We start from the raw sequence: 17,497 nt of genomic DNA on the forward strand, positions 1-17,497 counted from the left end.
TAATATAGCAGGTAATAAAATCTTTTGTCAAGCCAACGATTGGTGTCTTCGCCTTGCGCTTCACTGGATCGAAATAGATATTGACAAAATGCTCAGTTGATTCAAACTATATAGCCGAGATAAACTATTGAATATGTCGGACCAAACGCCCAAAAGGAGTAGAGAGATGGCAGATCAATATGAACCCAATTGGGAATCACTCACCAGTTATGAAATACCCGATTGGGTAAATGATTCTAAGTTTGGCATTTATGCTCACTGGGGACCATACTCGGCAGCGGCATTTGGCAACGAGTGGTATGCACGCAATATGTATATCGAAGGTTCACCTGAGCACGCGCATTTTGTGTCGCGATTTGGAGATCTTTCAAAGGTGGGATACAAAGAATGGATTCCGCGGTTTACAGCAGAAAATTTCGATCCAGAACAGTGGGCTGAAATTATTGCTGGCTCAGGTGCGCAGTATGCAGGTATTTCACTGGTTCATCACGATGGGTTTTTGCTGTGGGATTGCAAAGTGAATCGATGGAATGCTGCGAACATGGGGCCCAAACGCGATTTATATGGTGATCTGGTTGCAGAACTCAGAAAAAAGGGCTTACGCATTTCAGCCACGTTTCACCATATGCGCACGTTTAACTGGTATTTGCCGGGCAGCAGCACGTTGGGCGAAGCGCCTTCTGCATCGGAGATTGAGCAGGCAAAAAGTAAGGGATGGGATCTCTTTGATCCTGAGTATGCAGACTTGTACTGGAATTCTGTGACGGGTAAATACGAGGATTTTCTGGAAGAGTGGAAAAAGAAAATCATAGAAGTGTTTGACAGCTATCAACCAGATCTCACCTGGTTTGATGGCGGACGTTTCCGTGAGGGGCCAGCACAAGATGCAGTTTGTACTGTGCTGGCACATTATTTTAACAGGAGCCTGGAGTGGGGCAAAGGCGTTACTGTGCTGAATAAGCTACCTACGAATGGGAAGTTTAATTTTCCACGAGAATTGGGTATGTTGACATTTGAGCAGGGCCGTGATCGTTTGCCGGGAATAGAGCGACCCTGGATTGATGACATCAATATCGCAGAACGTTCGTGGGGGTATATTGAGGGACAAAAGTATCGCTCTGCGGCATACATTTTAAAGAGCCTGATTGATGCCGTAAGCCGGGGTGGCGGTATTTTTCTATCTCTTGCACCTATGGCAGATGGCACGATTCCCGACGAGCAGGTGAAAGTGTTGGGTGAGATCGGCGAATGGCTAAGTGTAAATAGCGAGGCGATTCACGGCACGCGTCCATGGCGCATACAAACGGAGGGCAATGTCGAGCGAATATGGGAGCAGGGCAAGAGATGGCGGTATCATTTGTGCGATGAAACAGATATTCGCTTTACCTGTACAAAAGATGCGCTCTATGCTATTGTAATGGGGTGCCCAAAGGACAACACATATCACATTGAAACACTCCGCCCTATCACTCGCATTGGCGATGGCGATATTCGATCTGTTCGATTGCTTGGATGCGATCAGCCCTTGACCTGGAATCAGAATAACGATGGGTTGCTCATCGATTTGCCCAACGAGAGACCAAACGATCAGGCATATACATTTAAGATCGAGATAGATGGTGAGATTGATTTAGAGATGTAACATCATTGGATAGGGGTTCAGATTGTCGTTCTTCCCTGATACAGTAATGGATGTATGATCCCTATCGCGTCAATCTTAGACTGGAGATTGGCGGGGAGGGGACCACGCTCAATGGCGTCGATATTCGATTCGATTTCATGCGGATTTTTGAAGCCAGTTACGATACATTTGAGACGCTGCTCAGGCAGTAGCCAGCGCAGGGTGAGTTCCGGCAACTCCAGGCCCGATGATGCCTGGATGTCCAGGTATTTGCAATACGCGCGGTGGAAACTTTCATCCATCCATTCGGGAAGATGGTCACGCCAGTCTGACTTGGCAACGGCAAGCCAGCCCTTCATAAACATCGCACCACCAACCACTCCTACGCCCTCTTCTTCGGTAAGGGGAAGCAGAAAGCGAGCAGCGTTGCGATAAATCGGATTGTATTGGTGTGCGACCATCATTGAGTCCAGTTCAGTGGCGCTGACCAGCCGAGCAAGGCGTCGTGCATCTTTACCAGTGATGCCGATGAAGCGTGCCTTGCCTTGTTTCTTTGCAATGCGAAGAAACTCCAAACAAGGTGCCGCCGGAAAGTCATACTCTTCCTCGTCTATGATCAGCGGTCCTCCGTGGGATATGGCAATCTCTTTAGGCACAGGATCATCTGACCACCACTTCCGCTGATCTGCCTCATGTAGCTGGATCAGATCCACATAGTCGGTCTGAAGTCTGCCCAGACTCTCTTCAAATTGTCGCATGAGAGCATTGACTTTGCGGTGTCCTCCCGGATCTTCTACACCACCTACCTTGGTCGCCAAGAATACCTTTTCCCGGCGACCACGCAATGCCTCACCTAACATACGCTCATCTTTGCCTTTGCCATAGGCGGCAGCCGTATCGAAGTAATTGATCTCCCGGTCAACTGCCAGGGCAATACATTCGTTTACGCCCTGTTGGCCCTGGCCAGACATAAAAGCTGTGCCCAGGCCAAGTTCGCTGACATTCACTCCCGTATTTCCAAGTGCTCGACGCTTCATATGAATACCGTACTCCTTTCGCCGTCATGTTGCTTTTCTCGCCTACACGCCAGCAGTCAAACATTGAACGGAATGACTCTATCAATTCAAGTGGTTGTCCAGGAATTCCAATACTCTCGCAAAGGCGGCTTTCACTTGAGGGTCCCACCAGCGTCCGTCGAATCCGTGGCCGCCGCTCTCGATCGTGACCATCTCGTGGTCCACACCGGCCTCCTTCAGGCGGTTCTGCATACGCACAGACAGTTCGTATGGAACGTCGGTATCGTCTGTCCCGTGTAGCAGCAGCGTTGGCGGATAGTTCGCGTCGATGTTTTGATCTGGACAGTAGGGGGTGAAAAACGCGGGATCCTTCGCAGGATCGACGCCGCTGACTTCGATCGGCCAGATGCCCTGCTGCCGCGTGTACAGATAGAACGTGCCTGGACGTCTGCCTTCCGAAATCGCTCTCGGCTCGATCTGCTCCATCGCCTCTTCGCGCCCGATATGTCGCTGCTTCAGGTAGAACGGGGACGGTTTTGAATACCACGAACCGATCAGGTCTCCATATCCATAGAAGGACACCAGAGCCTTGGGCTTTGAATCGAACGTGCCGGACATCAACGTCAGGTAACCGCCTGCCGAATGTCCGACCGCGCCAATTCGCGCAGGATCGACACCGAGTTCATCTGCGTTCAACCGAATCCACCCAAACGCATCGCGGACGTCTGCTATGATCTCCGGTAGTTTGGTCTCAGGGGCGAGCCGGTAGTCGATCGAGATGACTTTGTATCCCGCATCCACGTAGCGAGCCGCATGGCCTTGACCGTTTTCTCGACTGCCCATTATGAGTGCACCACCATGAATCCACACTACGGTGGGGGATATTTCGGCCATCGCTTCTGACGAATATACGTCGAGATGAATATCGCAGTCTGTCGTCTTCTTGAAGGCGTAGGTTCGGCGCAGGAGTGTAAAAATGGGTTCCGGCAAAGTATCCTCTCCAATTTTTTCTGCGTTCTTTCGTGATCTCACTCCGTCCTTAACGTCTCTACAGGATCGGCCTGTACCGCTTTAAGTGTATGTAAAAAAACAGTAATCAACGCAATCACCAACGCCACAAAACCCGCCAAAGCAAATGTGCCCACACCCAAATCAACCCGATACGCAAATGAAGCAAGCCACGTTTGCGCCATATAAAACCCAATAGGCCAGGCCACAAAATTTGCAATCAAAATTAGAACAATATACTCTTTGGTCAAAAGCGTCAAAAGGTGGTATGAACTTGCCCCCAATACCTTCCGAATGCCAATTTCTTTCGTGCGACGCGCAACCGAAAAAGATACCAACCCCAGCAAACCAAATGAGGCGATGATTACCGCAAGCGCAGAAAAAACAACCACCAATTTCTGCTGCCTCACTTCGCCTTGATACCAGAGGGCTATTTCCTCATCTACAAAGGTATATTGAAACGGGTGATCAGGCAAAAATGTTGCCCACGCCTCTTCGAGAAAGGCAATGGTCTCAGGCAAGTTTTCCAGATTAACACGCACATAAAGATGCTTGGGATTCCACAGTCCAGGTACAAATATAATAGGCTCAGTTTGATCGTGTAACGAACCAAAGTGGATGTCATCAACAACACCCACAATAGGTCCTCTTTTATTGTAAAAAGGCCATTCCACTATTTTTCCAATGGGTTCTTTCCAGTTCATTTTTTTTACAAGAGATTTGGAAACAATAAACTCCATTTCCTTATTTTCGTCCCACTGGTCAATAAACGTAGGCGGGAACGTTCGACCTTCAAGTATCGGAATATCAAATAACCTCAAAAACCGATCGTCGATGCCCATAAACCGAAGTTGCTGATCAGGTAGCGTGGTTTCAGGAAAACGAAAAGCCTGTCGGGTGCGGGCAACAACAGTAAACCGGGACACACTTGCATCCAACACATTGGGGTGTTCGAGAAACCGTGTCTTCACCCGGTCGTTTTGAAGTTTAAGCTCGCCACCAAAATTTCCCCATTGGCTTGATTTATTTGCCATATTAAAAATCGGCAAACTGATGATCCCTTCACGACGATACCCCAGGTCTTTTTCTGCTATTAATTTCATTTGATCAGCAATGACAAGGGTCAAAGAAATGAAGACGATAGATACCGTAAATTGAAAAACAACCAATGTCTGACGAAAGAAACCACTACTCGCAGATGTCGTTTCACTTTTCAGTACAGAAATGGGCTTAAATGTTGATAGTACAAAAGCAGGATACAACCCTGAAAGCAACCCGATGAAGATAGCAGCAGAAAAGGATATGGCCAAAAATGCTGTATCAAAAAGAATTTCCATTTGTACCTGAAGCAAATTACTGAAAGTGCCAAACAAAAAACGAGAAAAACAAAATGCCAGGAGCAAAGCAATTATAGAGATCAGAATCGACTCAGTAAGAAACTGAGCAACAAGATTGTTTGGGTGTGCACCAACAACCTTTCGAACCCCTATTTCTTTTGCCCGAAGTGTTGCCCGTCCCGTCGAGAGATTGACAAAATTAAAACAGGCAATGACCAATAAAAAGCTGCTGATCAACCCCGCAAAATACAAACGGTTGATGTCTCCATAATCAAAAGTCAATCCACCGCCGGGGCGACGAATATTGTACATTTGAGACGAATAGAGATAGATTTTATTAAAAGGCTGAAGATGATATGCGTTTCTCGCAGCAACCTCTTTATCCATATACTGCGTGAAAATACGCTGAATGTTTTTTTCAAAAGCTGCAATAGCCACACCTTCACGCGCGCGCACAAATGTTTCTATAAAACAGTACCCTCTGGCACGCCAATTTGCCCAATGATGATGAATCCGAGCAGCAGATGACTGCGTAGCCAGGAGATCAAATTGAATTGTGCTGTTTTTGGGTTTAAAAAATACACCGCAAATACGATAATCAGCACTCAAGCCTGTTTCTTCAATTCTTAGGGTTTGACCAATCGGATTACGATCTTCAAAGAGTTTCTCCGCCAATGTTTGAGAAATCACTAAAGAACCTGGCGAACGCACCAGGGTTGCTGCATCACTCCTCGCAAAAACATGTGGAAATGTATCCAATACGTTGTCATCAGCCAGACAAAAAATCTGAGAAAGTACTTTGTCTCCCGAACTCACGAAAACCTCTCGACGCAACAATCGGGTGACATCCAATACCTCCGGGTATTCATTCCGCAAAACGCCAGCTAATGCACCAGAAGTACGGGTTGTGTAAAGCAGTTGATTTTCGTTGCCCATCGTTGAGCGAATTACCCGATATAAATTTTCCGTATTTGGAAATTGTGTATTAAAACCGAGTTCCCAACGAATGTACATTGCAATGAGAATGACACACGTCATACCAATTGCAAGCCCCAAAACATTAATCGCCGCATGAAATCGCTGACGCAACGAACTGCGAATAGCAATCGTCAAATAACTCTTAAACATAAGTCTATCTCCAATAATCTTAGAAATCGTTCAATGAGCTATATATTTGATCATTCTATAGAATTTCTTGTTTCATGACATCCCGGGTTATTGAAGAAGTCCCAGATGATTCAGCTTATGTCGAAGACCGTCGGCTCCAGCATAGGTGTGTCCGGCTATACCCAATATGAACTTTCGTCTATGTTACACGCTGTCGATATTCTTCTAATCGAATAGGCGTTGACTTTGCCCTCAGTGCATCCACTGTTGCGTTACGATGACAAAACCTACTTTAAACCATCTTCAAAGAAGGGGATAAAATGCCCAGTTTAGACTACCCAATCCATAATCATGCACTGGTGCAGAAACTCCACCTGGCACACGCTGATTATTTGCAGGAATACTGTAAATATGATACAGAAATTACTGGAAGAGCTTACTATAAAAAAGGTAACAATCGCACTTTTTTTGTCAACGATCTCAGTATGAAAAACAGGATCATCTTGATAGGAGATGAAACCCCTGAGCTAATCGACGAATTGATTAAATGGTATGACAAATATGATGCAGAAGCTTGCAATATAGAGATCAACCCTTCGAATCTTTATACAAGTACTCAACGAGAATATCCTCCGAAGTTGATTGATTTGCTCATCCAAAGAGGTTTTTTCGTCAGTTCTTTTAGGACCGTATGGGTTTGCTTACCAGAAGTGTCAAAAATAGAATTTTCCAACGACATCACAATTAGGCGATTTGAATCAGACGAAATGGACGCATTTATAGAAGACTTGAATGTTGTCGATAAAATAGAAGATGAAGAACAGGCAAAGGTCAGAGACGATGAAATAAGGAGGGATGAAGGGAGCAACCATTGGATTCACTACATCGCTTATGTAGACGAGATTGCCAGTGCCACGGCCACTCTCTTTATAACTGAAGATGTCGGTTATCTTGCCTGGGGATATACACGACGACAGGCTCGTAATCAGGGGCTTCACGGATATCTTATTAATGAAAGAGTAAATGACTCTGCGTTACGAGGATGTTCTCTATCATTTTCCGTCACTAATTTCAATGACCAAAGTTCAATGAATTTGCAGAGACTTGGATTTCGGTTAGCATACAACTATATCAGGTTTGTGAAGAAACTCAAATAAGGGCGAAATCACCGTGCCCATCGGTTTAGTAGGGATGCCGTACACTGCCTCTTCAGCCAACTTCCAGTGTTCGTGAGGCTTCCCATACTTGGCAGAGGGTGTGGGGATGGTGTACAACTTTGACAGAAGTTCATCGAACCCATATACGAGATATCCTGCAGGATACCCGTAGCCCTCGGTTTGGACGCCTCGGGGCCGGCACCACCGGTTCTCACCCCCTCCTCAATAATTCGACAATATCATAAAATGGAATGTTTCGGCTGGGATAGGAGAGACTACACATTATTCGTCTCGAAGCGCTTGCGTCTAACGATGGGTGTGGTCGATGTAGCAGAGCTTTTATTTAGACTTACGACAGGAAAAAACGACGCATGTTCCGATGGTTCGGTATCCCCGTAAGCTTTCGTCGTCTGTATATCCATAAATCCTGCGGTACGCAGCATTATAGAACGGGAGCATATCGCCGCGTCTTCCTTTCAGGTCGTAGCCTTGAGAGTAGATTCTTCCATAAAAGGACTGCTTCAAGTTTTTTGGATCTCCTCAACAAAGTCGCCATGATCTGTTCTATACCAGTTTGGTTACGGAAGAAACCTCAGATGATTCAGCTTCTGCCGAAGATCGTCGGCTCCAGCATAGGTGTGTCCGTCTATACCCAATCTGGTCGCTGCTGCCACATGCCCGGCGTTGTCGTCTATGAACAGAGCCTGGTTCGGAGTTGCGCCCACGGTAGCCAGGGCTGCGAAGTATATGTTGGGATCGGGTTTTGTAAACCCGACCTCTGAGGAGTTGATGATGTAGTCGAAACCCCCGGCGATGCCCAGTCGCTGAAGGTCTGATGGTAATCTCGATGTCGCATTGCTGATGAGGACTAACTGAGCCTTCTTTCGACAAGCCCGCAAGATCCCCAGGACCTCCGAATTGACTTCTCCTGGCGATGCGGACCAGAGTTCAACCGCGCGCTCCGCGTTGGCTTCCGGGAAGTCCTTGCTGAGCAGATCCGCAATTCTCCGCCGCCACTCATCGTCAGAGATTTGTCCTGTGATCACCAGAGGGAGCAAGTCATCTGAGAACGCTGCTCTGGGGATGGATCCTTCGGGAAGTCCGGTTGCGCGTTCCGCCTCCCGATGTATTTCAGGGGACCAGATCCGAATTACCCCATCAAGGTCTGTCAAAATTACATTTGTCATTTATGTTTCTTATCTCGCAGTGATGTACGGCATTTCTATGGGCATCAATTGAATAAACACTGTTGTTATGCGTTGTGGTCTTCTCAATCAGATTCGACCGCATTCTCCAAAATGGTAAACTTGCGCCAATCAGAGTCGATTTCTGCTTGAATTCCATACGGAAGAACGAACATCGGATCTGTGTGCCCGAAATCCATCTGCGTAATTATGGGGAGCGAAGTCAGTCCTTCCTCGTCAGCGACTATCTGAAGTATGGCGTCGTCATAAGCATGAAACGAATCAGGCGACAACTCGTGGCCACCTGGTCTTCCAAAGAGAATCCCACTCAAAGATGGAAGAATGTCCATCGCAGCAAGAGACCGGAAAAACCTGGTTACCGTACTTGGCGGCGGTGTTTCTTCAGACGTTTCGATAAAGAGTATCGCGCCTTCCCACAATTCCTTGTTAGGCCAAACGTCTGTACTTCTTATCCAGTCGAGAACTTCGAGGCAACCACCTATGAGGTGTCCTTCCGTTTGCCCTTCTCCCTGGAGATACTGCCAACCCGCAGAGCCTTGAAGGATCCTCTTTCTTTTTTGATTCGCAGGATTTGCCCAGTCAAGACGTTCGACGGTCCAGCCATTTCGATTCTCCGGTATTTCACCAATATTTCCAGAATCAAATAAGGTCCGTCTAACGGAGTTCACCATGTAGGGAAACAACCCACCGTTCTCGGCAAATCCTGCCATAATTGCTGGACCATAAAAGGAGACAATGCCCGCCTTTAGGCACGCAAAGTGGGAAACGGTCGTATCGGAATATCCCACGAAGGGCTTTGGATTCTTCCTGATAAGATCAAGGTCTAGGTGACGAAGAATTCTAATCGAGTCATCGCCGCCAATAGTCGATATAATTCCTTTGATTTCTGAGTTTGAAAAGGCTTCCATCAAGTCATCCGCACGCGCTTTTGGATTCTCAGAGAGCCATTTTGGCTCTCTGAGTGTATGAGGCATCTCGATCACGACCAGGCCAAATGCTTCTTCCAGTTGCTTTTTTCCAGCTTCATATCGATGTGGAATTAGCCCCGGTCCACCCCATGACAGAGATACAGTGGCTACCTTATCTCCCTCTTGAAGCTTTGGTGGTTTAGTAAGCGATGGTTTCATTATATCAAAATGTGTAGGTGAACGAAAGCGATTAGCCTCAATTTTTTATTTTTTTACACACTATGCTTGCTGTCACTTATCCTCATTCTTGGTAGCAACGAAGACCATCTCTTTTTCGTGTTCAGAATTCAGGGTCTCGTCTGTCCAATCGCCTTTGACATCGGCACCTTGAAAGCCTGCCAATTCCAGCATCCACATCAGTTCATTTCGATGGTACCAGTGCGTCTGTCCGGTGTGAATCTCCTCTTTTATGAGACGGTCGCCTTCGTATAGTTCGTATCGCCGTTCTCGGACAGCATATTGCTCTACCGTATCTTCAAAAATTTTGTGGTGGTAAACCAGTAGGCGCTTTCCGTCTTCAAGCTCCTTGTTGGCGATCTGTTTCCACTCGCCAGGCCACGCGTGAATCTCTTTGGGTCCCCAGTAATAAAAACTATGGGCTGGGGCAACATTAAAGGCGAGAATTCCACCAGGCTCCAAATGAGCGTGGCATCGGCGGAGCGTTTCCAATGCCGCTCGCCGTCCCATTACACACTGGAAACCACCGCACGGGATATAGATGGCATTAAATCGATCGGGGAGATCCAACTGCTGCATTTGCTGCTCATAGAGCACGGGGTCCAGCCCCATCGCGTTCGCATGCTGGCGACATACAGATAGCATATCGCCCGAAATGTCCACCCCCTGTACATCAAATCCTTCTTGCAAAAAGGTCAGTAGTAACCGCCCCGCTCCGCATCCCAGTTCCAGAGCCTTACTTCCGGCTTTCTCAAGGATGCCTTTGTAGAATGACTTGTCTATGCGGGGGTCTGACGTCGATATCGTAGCCCAATGAAGTGCGGAGAGTCCAGTGTACAGATCTCGTTCGTCGAATTTCATGAAAATATCCTCCAAAATGTTTAAAGGTTTACCAATGATTTAGCCTATAAAAACACTTTAAAGGATGCATTTTGGAGGAGGCAAAGAGGTGTCAGCTTTTGCCGAACTTCCATTCTGAATCCAAAATCGCATAGACCAATCGATTCACCCACTTGTCAAACCGAATACCTCCCTCGCGATATTCCGCTTCTTTTGTCATTCCACATTTGATCATGATTTTTTCGGATGCGATATTTCCCTTGATACAGGAGGCAGAAATTTTGTGCATTCCAAGTTTCGAAAAGCCAAAATCAATGACCAACTTCACGGCTTCGGTCATATATCCTTTGCCCCAATAGGATCTGTTCATGAAATACCCAACATTTCCATCTCCACCACCATACTTTTTGCTTATCCATCGAAGGTCAACGTGACCAACCACTTGATGGGATGATTTGAGCACAATAGGCCAATAATAGCCTTGTCGATCTTCTTCAAACCGATGGCGCATAAAATCTGCCAATTGGATAAATGTCTCATCTCTTGTTTTTGTCGGGCCCCAACTCAGAAACTTCATGACTTCAGAATCGCTCATCCATTGGTGAACCATATCCAGATCACTTGAAGTATATTCTCTAAGAAAGATTCGATTTCCAGTTAGGTCAGGCATCAATGGTATGCTTTCATTAAGATAAAGCGGAGACATTCAGTATCCGGGTTTTGTTTTCCGCTTCACAAAAGATTCCCTTGTGCGCGGGAGTTGTGGCCTATCACCGTGATCGGCTCGGCCATTCCTATACAGACATTGCCACTCACAAGGTTCCAGTCACTGTGGCCACTCTCGACGATGCCTCGCGTCTGGCACGGTGTGTCGCCTCCAACAGTCGGAGATTTGTCAACATCATCGGCGCAACGGTTGCCCTGGACAAGAAATCTTTTGGCATTGTGCAGACGCAGAGCGGGATAAGCTCCTGGCTTCTTCCAGGAATTGCTACGGAGGATGTTCCCGACGATCACATGTTCCACGCCATCGCTTGCGTTAATGCCCCACTTGCCATTCTCTGAGCACACATTGTTGCTGATGATGTTGTGATGATCCTCCCCGTGCCCTACACCGCCGATGCCACTGTAGTCGTTGCCTGTGAACACGCTGTCGCTACATATAGAGTCGCGCACATGGCCGCAGAAGTACAGACCGTCTCTGCCGTTTCCAATGGCGATGTTGTGTGACCAAATGCTGCGTTCTATACCAGTGCCGGGGTGATATCCGTGTCCGCGACAAAAGCGAACCTGACAGTGGGTGACCTGGACATCCGAGCCGCCCTGCACGCTGATGCCGTCACTCGGCCAGTCGATGACCGCTACATTCTGGATGCGTACACCTCTACAGTGGACAGTGTGTACAGCGCTGTAAGTGAAGTCTTGCCACCAGCGCCCTTTGGGATCTCTCGACCCGCGCAGCGTCAAGTCGCGCAAGCTCACCTCGTCTCTACGGACAGCGGTAATACCCGGGAAGAGGCTGACGATCTGGGCTCCCTCTTTCACCCTCAGGCCCCTGTTCAGTGGCTCGCTCAAGCGAACGAGGTTGCCCTTTACCGACTTCACCAGCGCGTGGGTCCCATCCCACCATTGGCGAGGTCGGTCGTTCAGCCCGACGCCATCGTCTGCTACAAAAGGCACTCGTCCACGCAAGTAGATGCTGCGGGAACCTTTGCGTGCATCCCGAATCAGGAATCGCGCTCTGGGTGCAGCTATCGTCAGTTCAGTAGCTGTTCCATCGCCGATGAGGCTTATGCCACTTCGGAGGACAATCGACTGACGCAGCCGCCATTTGCCTGCCGGAATCCGAACGCTCCCACCTCGCTCGCCAAGGGCGTCAATCGCCTCCTGAATCCCCGAGGTAGCCGAATCCTTATTGAGAGATGCCGTGATTACTTCGTTCATCATGGGCTTACTCATTTCGCGCGGTCGTGTTATGTGTCGTGCGATCCTCTATCCGTCGCCGAATGTGCCAATTGCGATCTCGTATTCGTGACTGTCAGCGAACCCCACTTTTTCTGCCACCCTGACCGATGGTATGTTGCTTGCCCAACAGTCCCAGTAGGGATTCATTTCTGAAGCAAGGGCATGCCTGACAAACTCTCTAGCCACCGCAGTAGCAATGCCTCTTCTCTCGTATGCTTCAATCGTCTCGATACCTATGCCGCACTTGCCTTCGCTCACGTATTCTGCTGTACACCAACAGACAACAGAAGTTCCATCGAGCATCGCGAAGCCAAATCCCTGGTCGAGAAATGTTTCGAGGGATGGCCAGCCCCCCAGGATCTCATCTTTGACCGTGCCAATGTGCGCAAAGTCACCTTGGAGCAATTGGGCGTCGATCTGCCTGATCTCCAGCGGGAACGATGGGACGTCAATTCTCGATGAGCTGTCCCGAACAGAGCAGTAAATCCTTCTTTCCACGTTCGTGTGCGAGAGCGGGCCGAAAATCTTCTCCAGCCGGAGGCTCCATGCATCTGGTGAATAGTAGAGCTTGAAGAACCCGAGTTCTCTTGACTGACCCTCTGGCTGGATTTCAGTCGAGAAGATCTCTCGCAGCCCATTGTTGGCTTCAACGCCTTCAAAGTCTCCTACGAGGTAGATACACCGGCCTTCCCAGGCTAATACGGTCCTCGGGGTAGCTGGATCGTCTGCCCAGACTCTGGCAGGGGTTTTGCCATCGATAATGCTATCTACAACGAGGCGGAGGTTAGGCGTGTCAAAATGAGGCCGAATTGACGCGGTCTTTTTACTGTGAAGTCGGTGCATGGTGTCTCACTCTGTCTGCTTTTGTTAGCCGAACGCGGGGTCTAACCAACCGGTTTCGTGGCTATGAAAACCATGTCCGTATGCTCAGCGTTCAGGGGATCGGTGACCGATATTGTGGCCCAATGGACGGACGCCAGTCCGGTGTATAGATCGCGTTCGTCGTATCGCTGTTGCATTGCATTGTCCCTGAGAAAATGGTCAGCCTGGTCCTTACTGGCGCTTACGCCCCATCCGATCAAAGAATAGCGTGATTTCAGTTTCTGGTAGTCCTGGACACTCTGATATCGTAATATGTCTACCAACAGTTTGGATTTGGTCTAACCCTTTTAGACTCACTAAGGAAGGGTTGCCGATAATCTCAATTGCCGCTCCTATACTTTGAAGACCTGATAGACCTTCGATGCTTTTCAATTTGGGGTTATTCGCGATCCTGAGTCTTCTGCCAATCGATACTATAGTAGAGAGATTTCCCAGGTCGATCAGTTCCTCATTTTCTTCAACAAAAAGGCGTCCAGTGATCCTTGACATCCGGTTTGGCCCGTTTAGGGATCGAAGTGCCCTATTCTTTTGGATGTCAAAATTACCGCCAATTCTGGAAAGTGACTGAAGCCCAAATAATGTTTTCAATGACGCGTTTCCGGCTCGTCCTCCTATAAAGAAATCTCCTCCTACCTGTTCCAAAGACTCCAGACCTTCTAAACTTGAAAGATTGGCATTGCCGTCGATTATGATACTTCTGGAAATCCGCTCCACATTATGCAACCCGCGGAGATTTTTCAGCCCCAAATTTCCGATTATTCTAAGCAAGTCAATTTTTGAGAATCCCTCCAGACCGAGCAAATCCCTCAGATCTTTATTGTTGACAATTTGAAGCTCTCCTTTAATCACCTGCAAGTTTTTCAGGCCATCTAAGGTTTTGAGTCTGTCATTCTGTGCAATTTGTAAGTCGCCGCCAATACTTTCCAGCAGAGATAGACCTTGAAGATCACTCAGTCGTATGTTATCTCGAATTCTTAAATCTCGGCCTATGTTAACAAGGGTGCTTAATTCGTGCAGATTCTCTGTATCAGAATTGCGAAGGATGCCAACATCTCCATCATGATCAGTGCAATAATTCCAATTCAGATCGGAGGCCAGTTGCTGTTGTAAACATTCAGAAAGAAACTTGAGTACTCTATGGGTGTAGGCAGACCATTCACGCTTGCCGACGTCAATCTTTAGCTTTTCAATATCTAAAGTCTCAAAGATTTGAGTGGATAAATTTCTGCATTCCGAATACAATTTGACAAAACCGTCAAACCCTTGAAGCCCATTTTGCTGGCCATAGGGTCGGTTATGAACCTTCCAGTTGATCTGCATATTGGTCCACTGAGGACCCCGATCATCAAACGTCTTCCTTATGAACTTTCGTAAGTTCGTCTGATAAAGGTAGATCAGTATTGGGTGAATCTTATGAATGATACTCAATATCTGGTCTATGACTTCTCGAATGGTACGCTCTGGCGTTCCAAAGTAAAGCAGGGAATCGACGGTTTCATGGAATATTTGACCGTGCAAGACAGCAATTTCGGAACTTGATTTAAGTTGCGCGGCAAAAACCTCCCACCTCTTGATCTTCTCGCTTATCCAGGCATCCACAGAATCAAAATAGAAAGGATCGCCCATTCGTACAGGATTGGGGCGATGATCCTCAAGGATGTCACAGGCTCTTATACCGCTTCCCTGAAGGTGTAGCGATATCAATTCAGCAGTAGTAGATTTACCCGAACCGTTGAAACCATCTACAATGATCAGCTTCGAATCTCTCATAATTGATTGAGAATCTATCAAAAAGTGTCCGAACCATTGATCTTTTTCGAGAGGTAGCAAATTCTATCCAGATAGCTGCCTTGTCATAACGGCATACTCGCGATTCACACGCCATCCGTTGACTTCATAGAACTTACGCGGAACAATCGGAGCAAACATTGATGTCGCTCCTCTCTGCTTGAGAATTTTGGCGGCTTCCCTCAGAAGGCCGGAGCCAATCCCTCGGCGACGATAGTCGGGAAGCAAAGCGATGTAGCTTATGCCTGCGACTCCGCTTGGGCTAATCAACGCATCAACACAACCGATTAACTCTCCATCTACGCGCGCCAGTAATCGAACCCGCTTCTGATTATAGTGACGGTATTGATCGATCCAGTCGGGCCAGACCCACACTTTCTTCCCAAGTCGCTTGACAAACGCTATCATATCTTCCAGCTCTTCAGTGCGATATTCTGAGACCACATGCTTCAAGGACCGGGGTTGGGGTGCGGCCTCAATGTCTTGAAATTCGGCCTCAACATCGGTTATGATCCTGCCCCTCTCGAAACCGCGATGCCCAAGAAAGCGAATGGCCTCTGCATGGCGGACGTCGATTCCCTTTATCGTCCCAACCCAGGCGTGCGATGTTGCAACATTGAGATGGCTGCCTCCCTTCGATTGGACGGATTCAATCATCTCGGATAACAGAGCAGTCCCAATGCCCTGTCGTCGGTATTTATCTTCCACGTAGATCGCGCGAAGTGCTTCCCCCAATACGCTGGCAAAACCGATGATTTTTCCAGCGCGTACCGCGATTTTTGAAAATCCCTTTTCTTTTGAAGGCAGAACAAAGTCCCTGAATGACTCCAACCAGCTTTCGAGTGGGGCAAAGGGAACTGCCTTTTTCCAGCCAGCCTGAATCGCCTCGAGATCATCAGAAACGGGTGTTCTAAAATTTACACCAACAGGCATAACAGGGTGCTTCTGTTTACTCAATTCCATGAGACGCCCCTTATATTGAGTAGTCTGTCAAATAAGTTTATTTTTTACTTTACTGGACGCCTGCTTAAGACATGCAGGCGTGACCCCGTATAAGAGCATTACGGGGCAGGCTCCAAGCGGTTGTCATTGCGGCATGGTTTTAGCCGCCACGCGAAGCACAACGCCAGTAATCCAGTCTATGAGAAAATATGTCAGCGAATTTTTTTGACAGAGCACTGAGCAGATTGCGCGCATAGCGTTTCCTTTTCTTTGGATTGATCCAAAAGTGCATCCGCTCATGGGTATAAAGTGAGAAAGAGTCTAAGCCGAAAAGGAGGTGAGGCATTTGTGTAAAATGATGACGGTTCCTCTATGAGGGAGAGGCATGCGTATGCCACGAACGAGAATCGAACAGAAACAACAGGTTGCGCTATTCGCTTTGAATGGCGTTTTTTTTGTTTCGGCCACTGCACAAACGGATGCTGTGGCCTTTTTTATTTGGAGGTACTCTATGGATATCCCGAAAGATGGCTGCTGTCCACGGCGACGTTGGGGAAAAACGGAATTGTCCATCCCAGTAATTGCCTTTGGAAGTGATGGATTTGGCAATCGGTTCGGCCACGTAAGTGATGAAACTGCCATAAGGCTCATGCAACGCGCTGTAGAACTGGGTGTCAATCACTTTGACTGCGCTCGATGCTATGGAGATTCGCTACGCAAAATAGGGTTGGCAATCAAGCAAAACGCAATCAAACGAGAGGATTTAATCATCACTGGCCGAATATGTTGTCACGGTAGTGGTCAATGGGGTCTCTTTGGAAAAGGAGATCCTGAATATGCATCAGAAATCGCTGATTATTCGTCAGATCGCGTGCTGCCAGATATTGAAGATCAACTCAAACGCTTAGAAATTGACCGCTTCGATGCGCTGCTCGTTCACGGCCCCTGGCCTGTTGAACCATCCCTTGCACCGGGCGGTATTCTCGAAGGTCTGGAACAAGCCCGAGATCGCGGTCTGGTAGATTTTATCGGCTATGGCATGCACCACCCTCCCTTTCATTTGAAAGCCATTGAATCAGGGCGGGTTGATGTCCTTTTGACCTACTCTGATTACAATCTGCTTCGCCAAAATGCAGCGGATGATATTCTGCCAGCGGCAGCAGCGCATGACATCGGGGTACTCAACGCCTGGTCTATTTTTAGAGGTTGGCTAACGGGTTTACCCGTTGCGTCGTTTGTCCCCCGACAGGAATGGAAGGAGGATCATCACCAGGCTGAAAATATCCGGCTCTGGTGTAAATCGCAAAATGTTGATATGCTCCAACTCGCTCTACAATTTTGCCTGCGAGAAGCTCGAATACATGGCAATCCAATTGGCATGATGAATATTGAACAGTTGGAAATGAACGTGGCTGCTGTATTAAAACCATTGCCCGATGAAGTATTCGACGCTTTCAAACTGGCGCACTTATGACCACATGAGA

General features: G+C 47.8%; 14 protein-coding genes. 3 read left to right on the forward strand and 11 right to left on the reverse strand.

What is annotated here, in order from left to right:
• Positions 1-133 precede the first annotated feature (133 nt).
• Positions 134-1,642: a hypothetical protein gene (locus tag F4Y39_06645; GenBank protein ID MYC13391.1), complete on the forward strand. Its 1,509-nt coding sequence runs from the start codon at positions 134-136 to the stop codon at positions 1,640-1,642.
• A 17-nt stretch (positions 1,643-1,659) separates the two neighbouring features.
• Here the strand turns inward: F4Y39_06645 and F4Y39_06650 are convergent, their stop codons facing one another.
• From F4Y39_06650 to F4Y39_06660, 3 genes are all read right to left on the reverse strand, one after another.
• Positions 1,660-2,658 carry an aldo/keto reductase gene (locus F4Y39_06650; GenBank protein ID MYC13392.1) on the reverse strand — a complete coding sequence of 333 codons (999 nt, stop codon included), beginning with the start codon at positions 2,656-2,658 and terminating at the stop codon, positions 1,660-1,662.
• Between the two features lie 81 nt (positions 2,659-2,739).
• Complete coding sequence (locus F4Y39_06655; protein MYC13393.1) at positions 2,740-3,669, reverse strand: alpha/beta hydrolase; 930 nt, start codon at positions 3,667-3,669, stop codon at positions 2,740-2,742.
• Positions 3,666-6,110: an FtsX-like permease family protein gene (locus F4Y39_06660; GenBank protein MYC13394.1), complete on the reverse strand. Its 2,445-nt coding sequence runs from the start codon at positions 6,108-6,110 to the stop codon at positions 3,666-3,668. The genes F4Y39_06655 and F4Y39_06660 overlap by 4 nt, the downstream gene beginning before the upstream one ends.
• A gap of 299 nt (positions 6,111-6,409) precedes the next feature.
• Between F4Y39_06660 and F4Y39_06665 the strand changes: the two genes are divergently transcribed.
• Complete coding sequence (locus F4Y39_06665) at positions 6,410-7,246, forward strand: hypothetical protein (protein ID MYC13395.1); 837 nt, start codon at positions 6,410-6,412, stop codon at positions 7,244-7,246.
• 578 nt (positions 7,247-7,824) lie between these two features.
• Here F4Y39_06665 and F4Y39_06670 read toward each other — a convergent pair.
• From F4Y39_06670 to F4Y39_06705, 8 genes are all read right to left on the reverse strand, one after another.
• Positions 7,825-8,433, reverse strand: coding sequence for an HAD-IA family hydrolase (locus tag F4Y39_06670; protein ID MYC13396.1), 609 nt, complete (start codon positions 8,431-8,433; stop codon positions 7,825-7,827).
• 83 nt (positions 8,434-8,516) lie between these two features.
• On the reverse strand, positions 8,517-9,578 hold the full coding sequence (locus F4Y39_06675) for an LD-carboxypeptidase (GenBank protein ID MYC13397.1): 1,062 nt from the start codon (positions 9,576-9,578) through the stop codon (positions 8,517-8,519).
• 72 nt (positions 9,579-9,650) lie between these two features.
• Positions 9,651-10,457 carry a class I SAM-dependent methyltransferase gene (locus F4Y39_06680; protein ID MYC13398.1) on the reverse strand — a complete coding sequence of 269 codons (807 nt, stop codon included), beginning with the start codon at positions 10,455-10,457 and terminating at the stop codon, positions 9,651-9,653.
• 91 nt (positions 10,458-10,548) lie between these two features.
• Positions 10,549-11,142: a GNAT family N-acetyltransferase gene (locus tag F4Y39_06685; GenBank protein ID MYC13399.1), complete on the reverse strand. Its 594-nt coding sequence runs from the start codon at positions 11,140-11,142 to the stop codon at positions 10,549-10,551.
• Positions 11,143-11,168: 26 nt separating this feature from the next.
• On the reverse strand, positions 11,169-12,395 hold the full coding sequence (locus F4Y39_06690) for a hypothetical protein (GenBank protein MYC13400.1): 1,227 nt from the start codon (positions 12,393-12,395) through the stop codon (positions 11,169-11,171).
• Between the two features lie 33 nt (positions 12,396-12,428).
• Positions 12,429-13,244, reverse strand: coding sequence for a GNAT family N-acetyltransferase (locus F4Y39_06695; GenBank protein ID MYC13401.1), 816 nt, complete (start codon positions 13,242-13,244; stop codon positions 12,429-12,431).
• A 210-nt stretch (positions 13,245-13,454) separates the two neighbouring features.
• Positions 13,455-15,113, reverse strand: a complete 1,659-nt coding sequence (locus tag F4Y39_06700; GenBank protein MYC13402.1) for a hypothetical protein — start codon at positions 15,111-15,113, stop codon at positions 13,455-13,457.
• Positions 15,114-15,116: 3 nt separating this feature from the next.
• Entirely contained in the window at positions 15,117-16,034 is a 918-nt protein-coding gene (locus tag F4Y39_06705; protein MYC13403.1) for a GNAT family N-acetyltransferase, read from the reverse strand.
• Positions 16,035-16,398: 364 nt separating this feature from the next.
• Between F4Y39_06705 and F4Y39_06710 the strand changes: the two genes are divergently transcribed.
• Complete coding sequence (locus F4Y39_06710; GenBank protein MYC13404.1) at positions 16,399-17,487, forward strand: aldo/keto reductase; 1,089 nt, start codon at positions 16,399-16,401, stop codon at positions 17,485-17,487.
• Positions 17,488-17,497 lie beyond the last annotated feature (10 nt).

This window comes from Gemmatimonadota bacterium, assembly GCA_009838845.1.
Taxonomy (GTDB): Bacteria; Latescibacterota; UBA2968; order UBA2968; family UBA2968; genus VXRD01.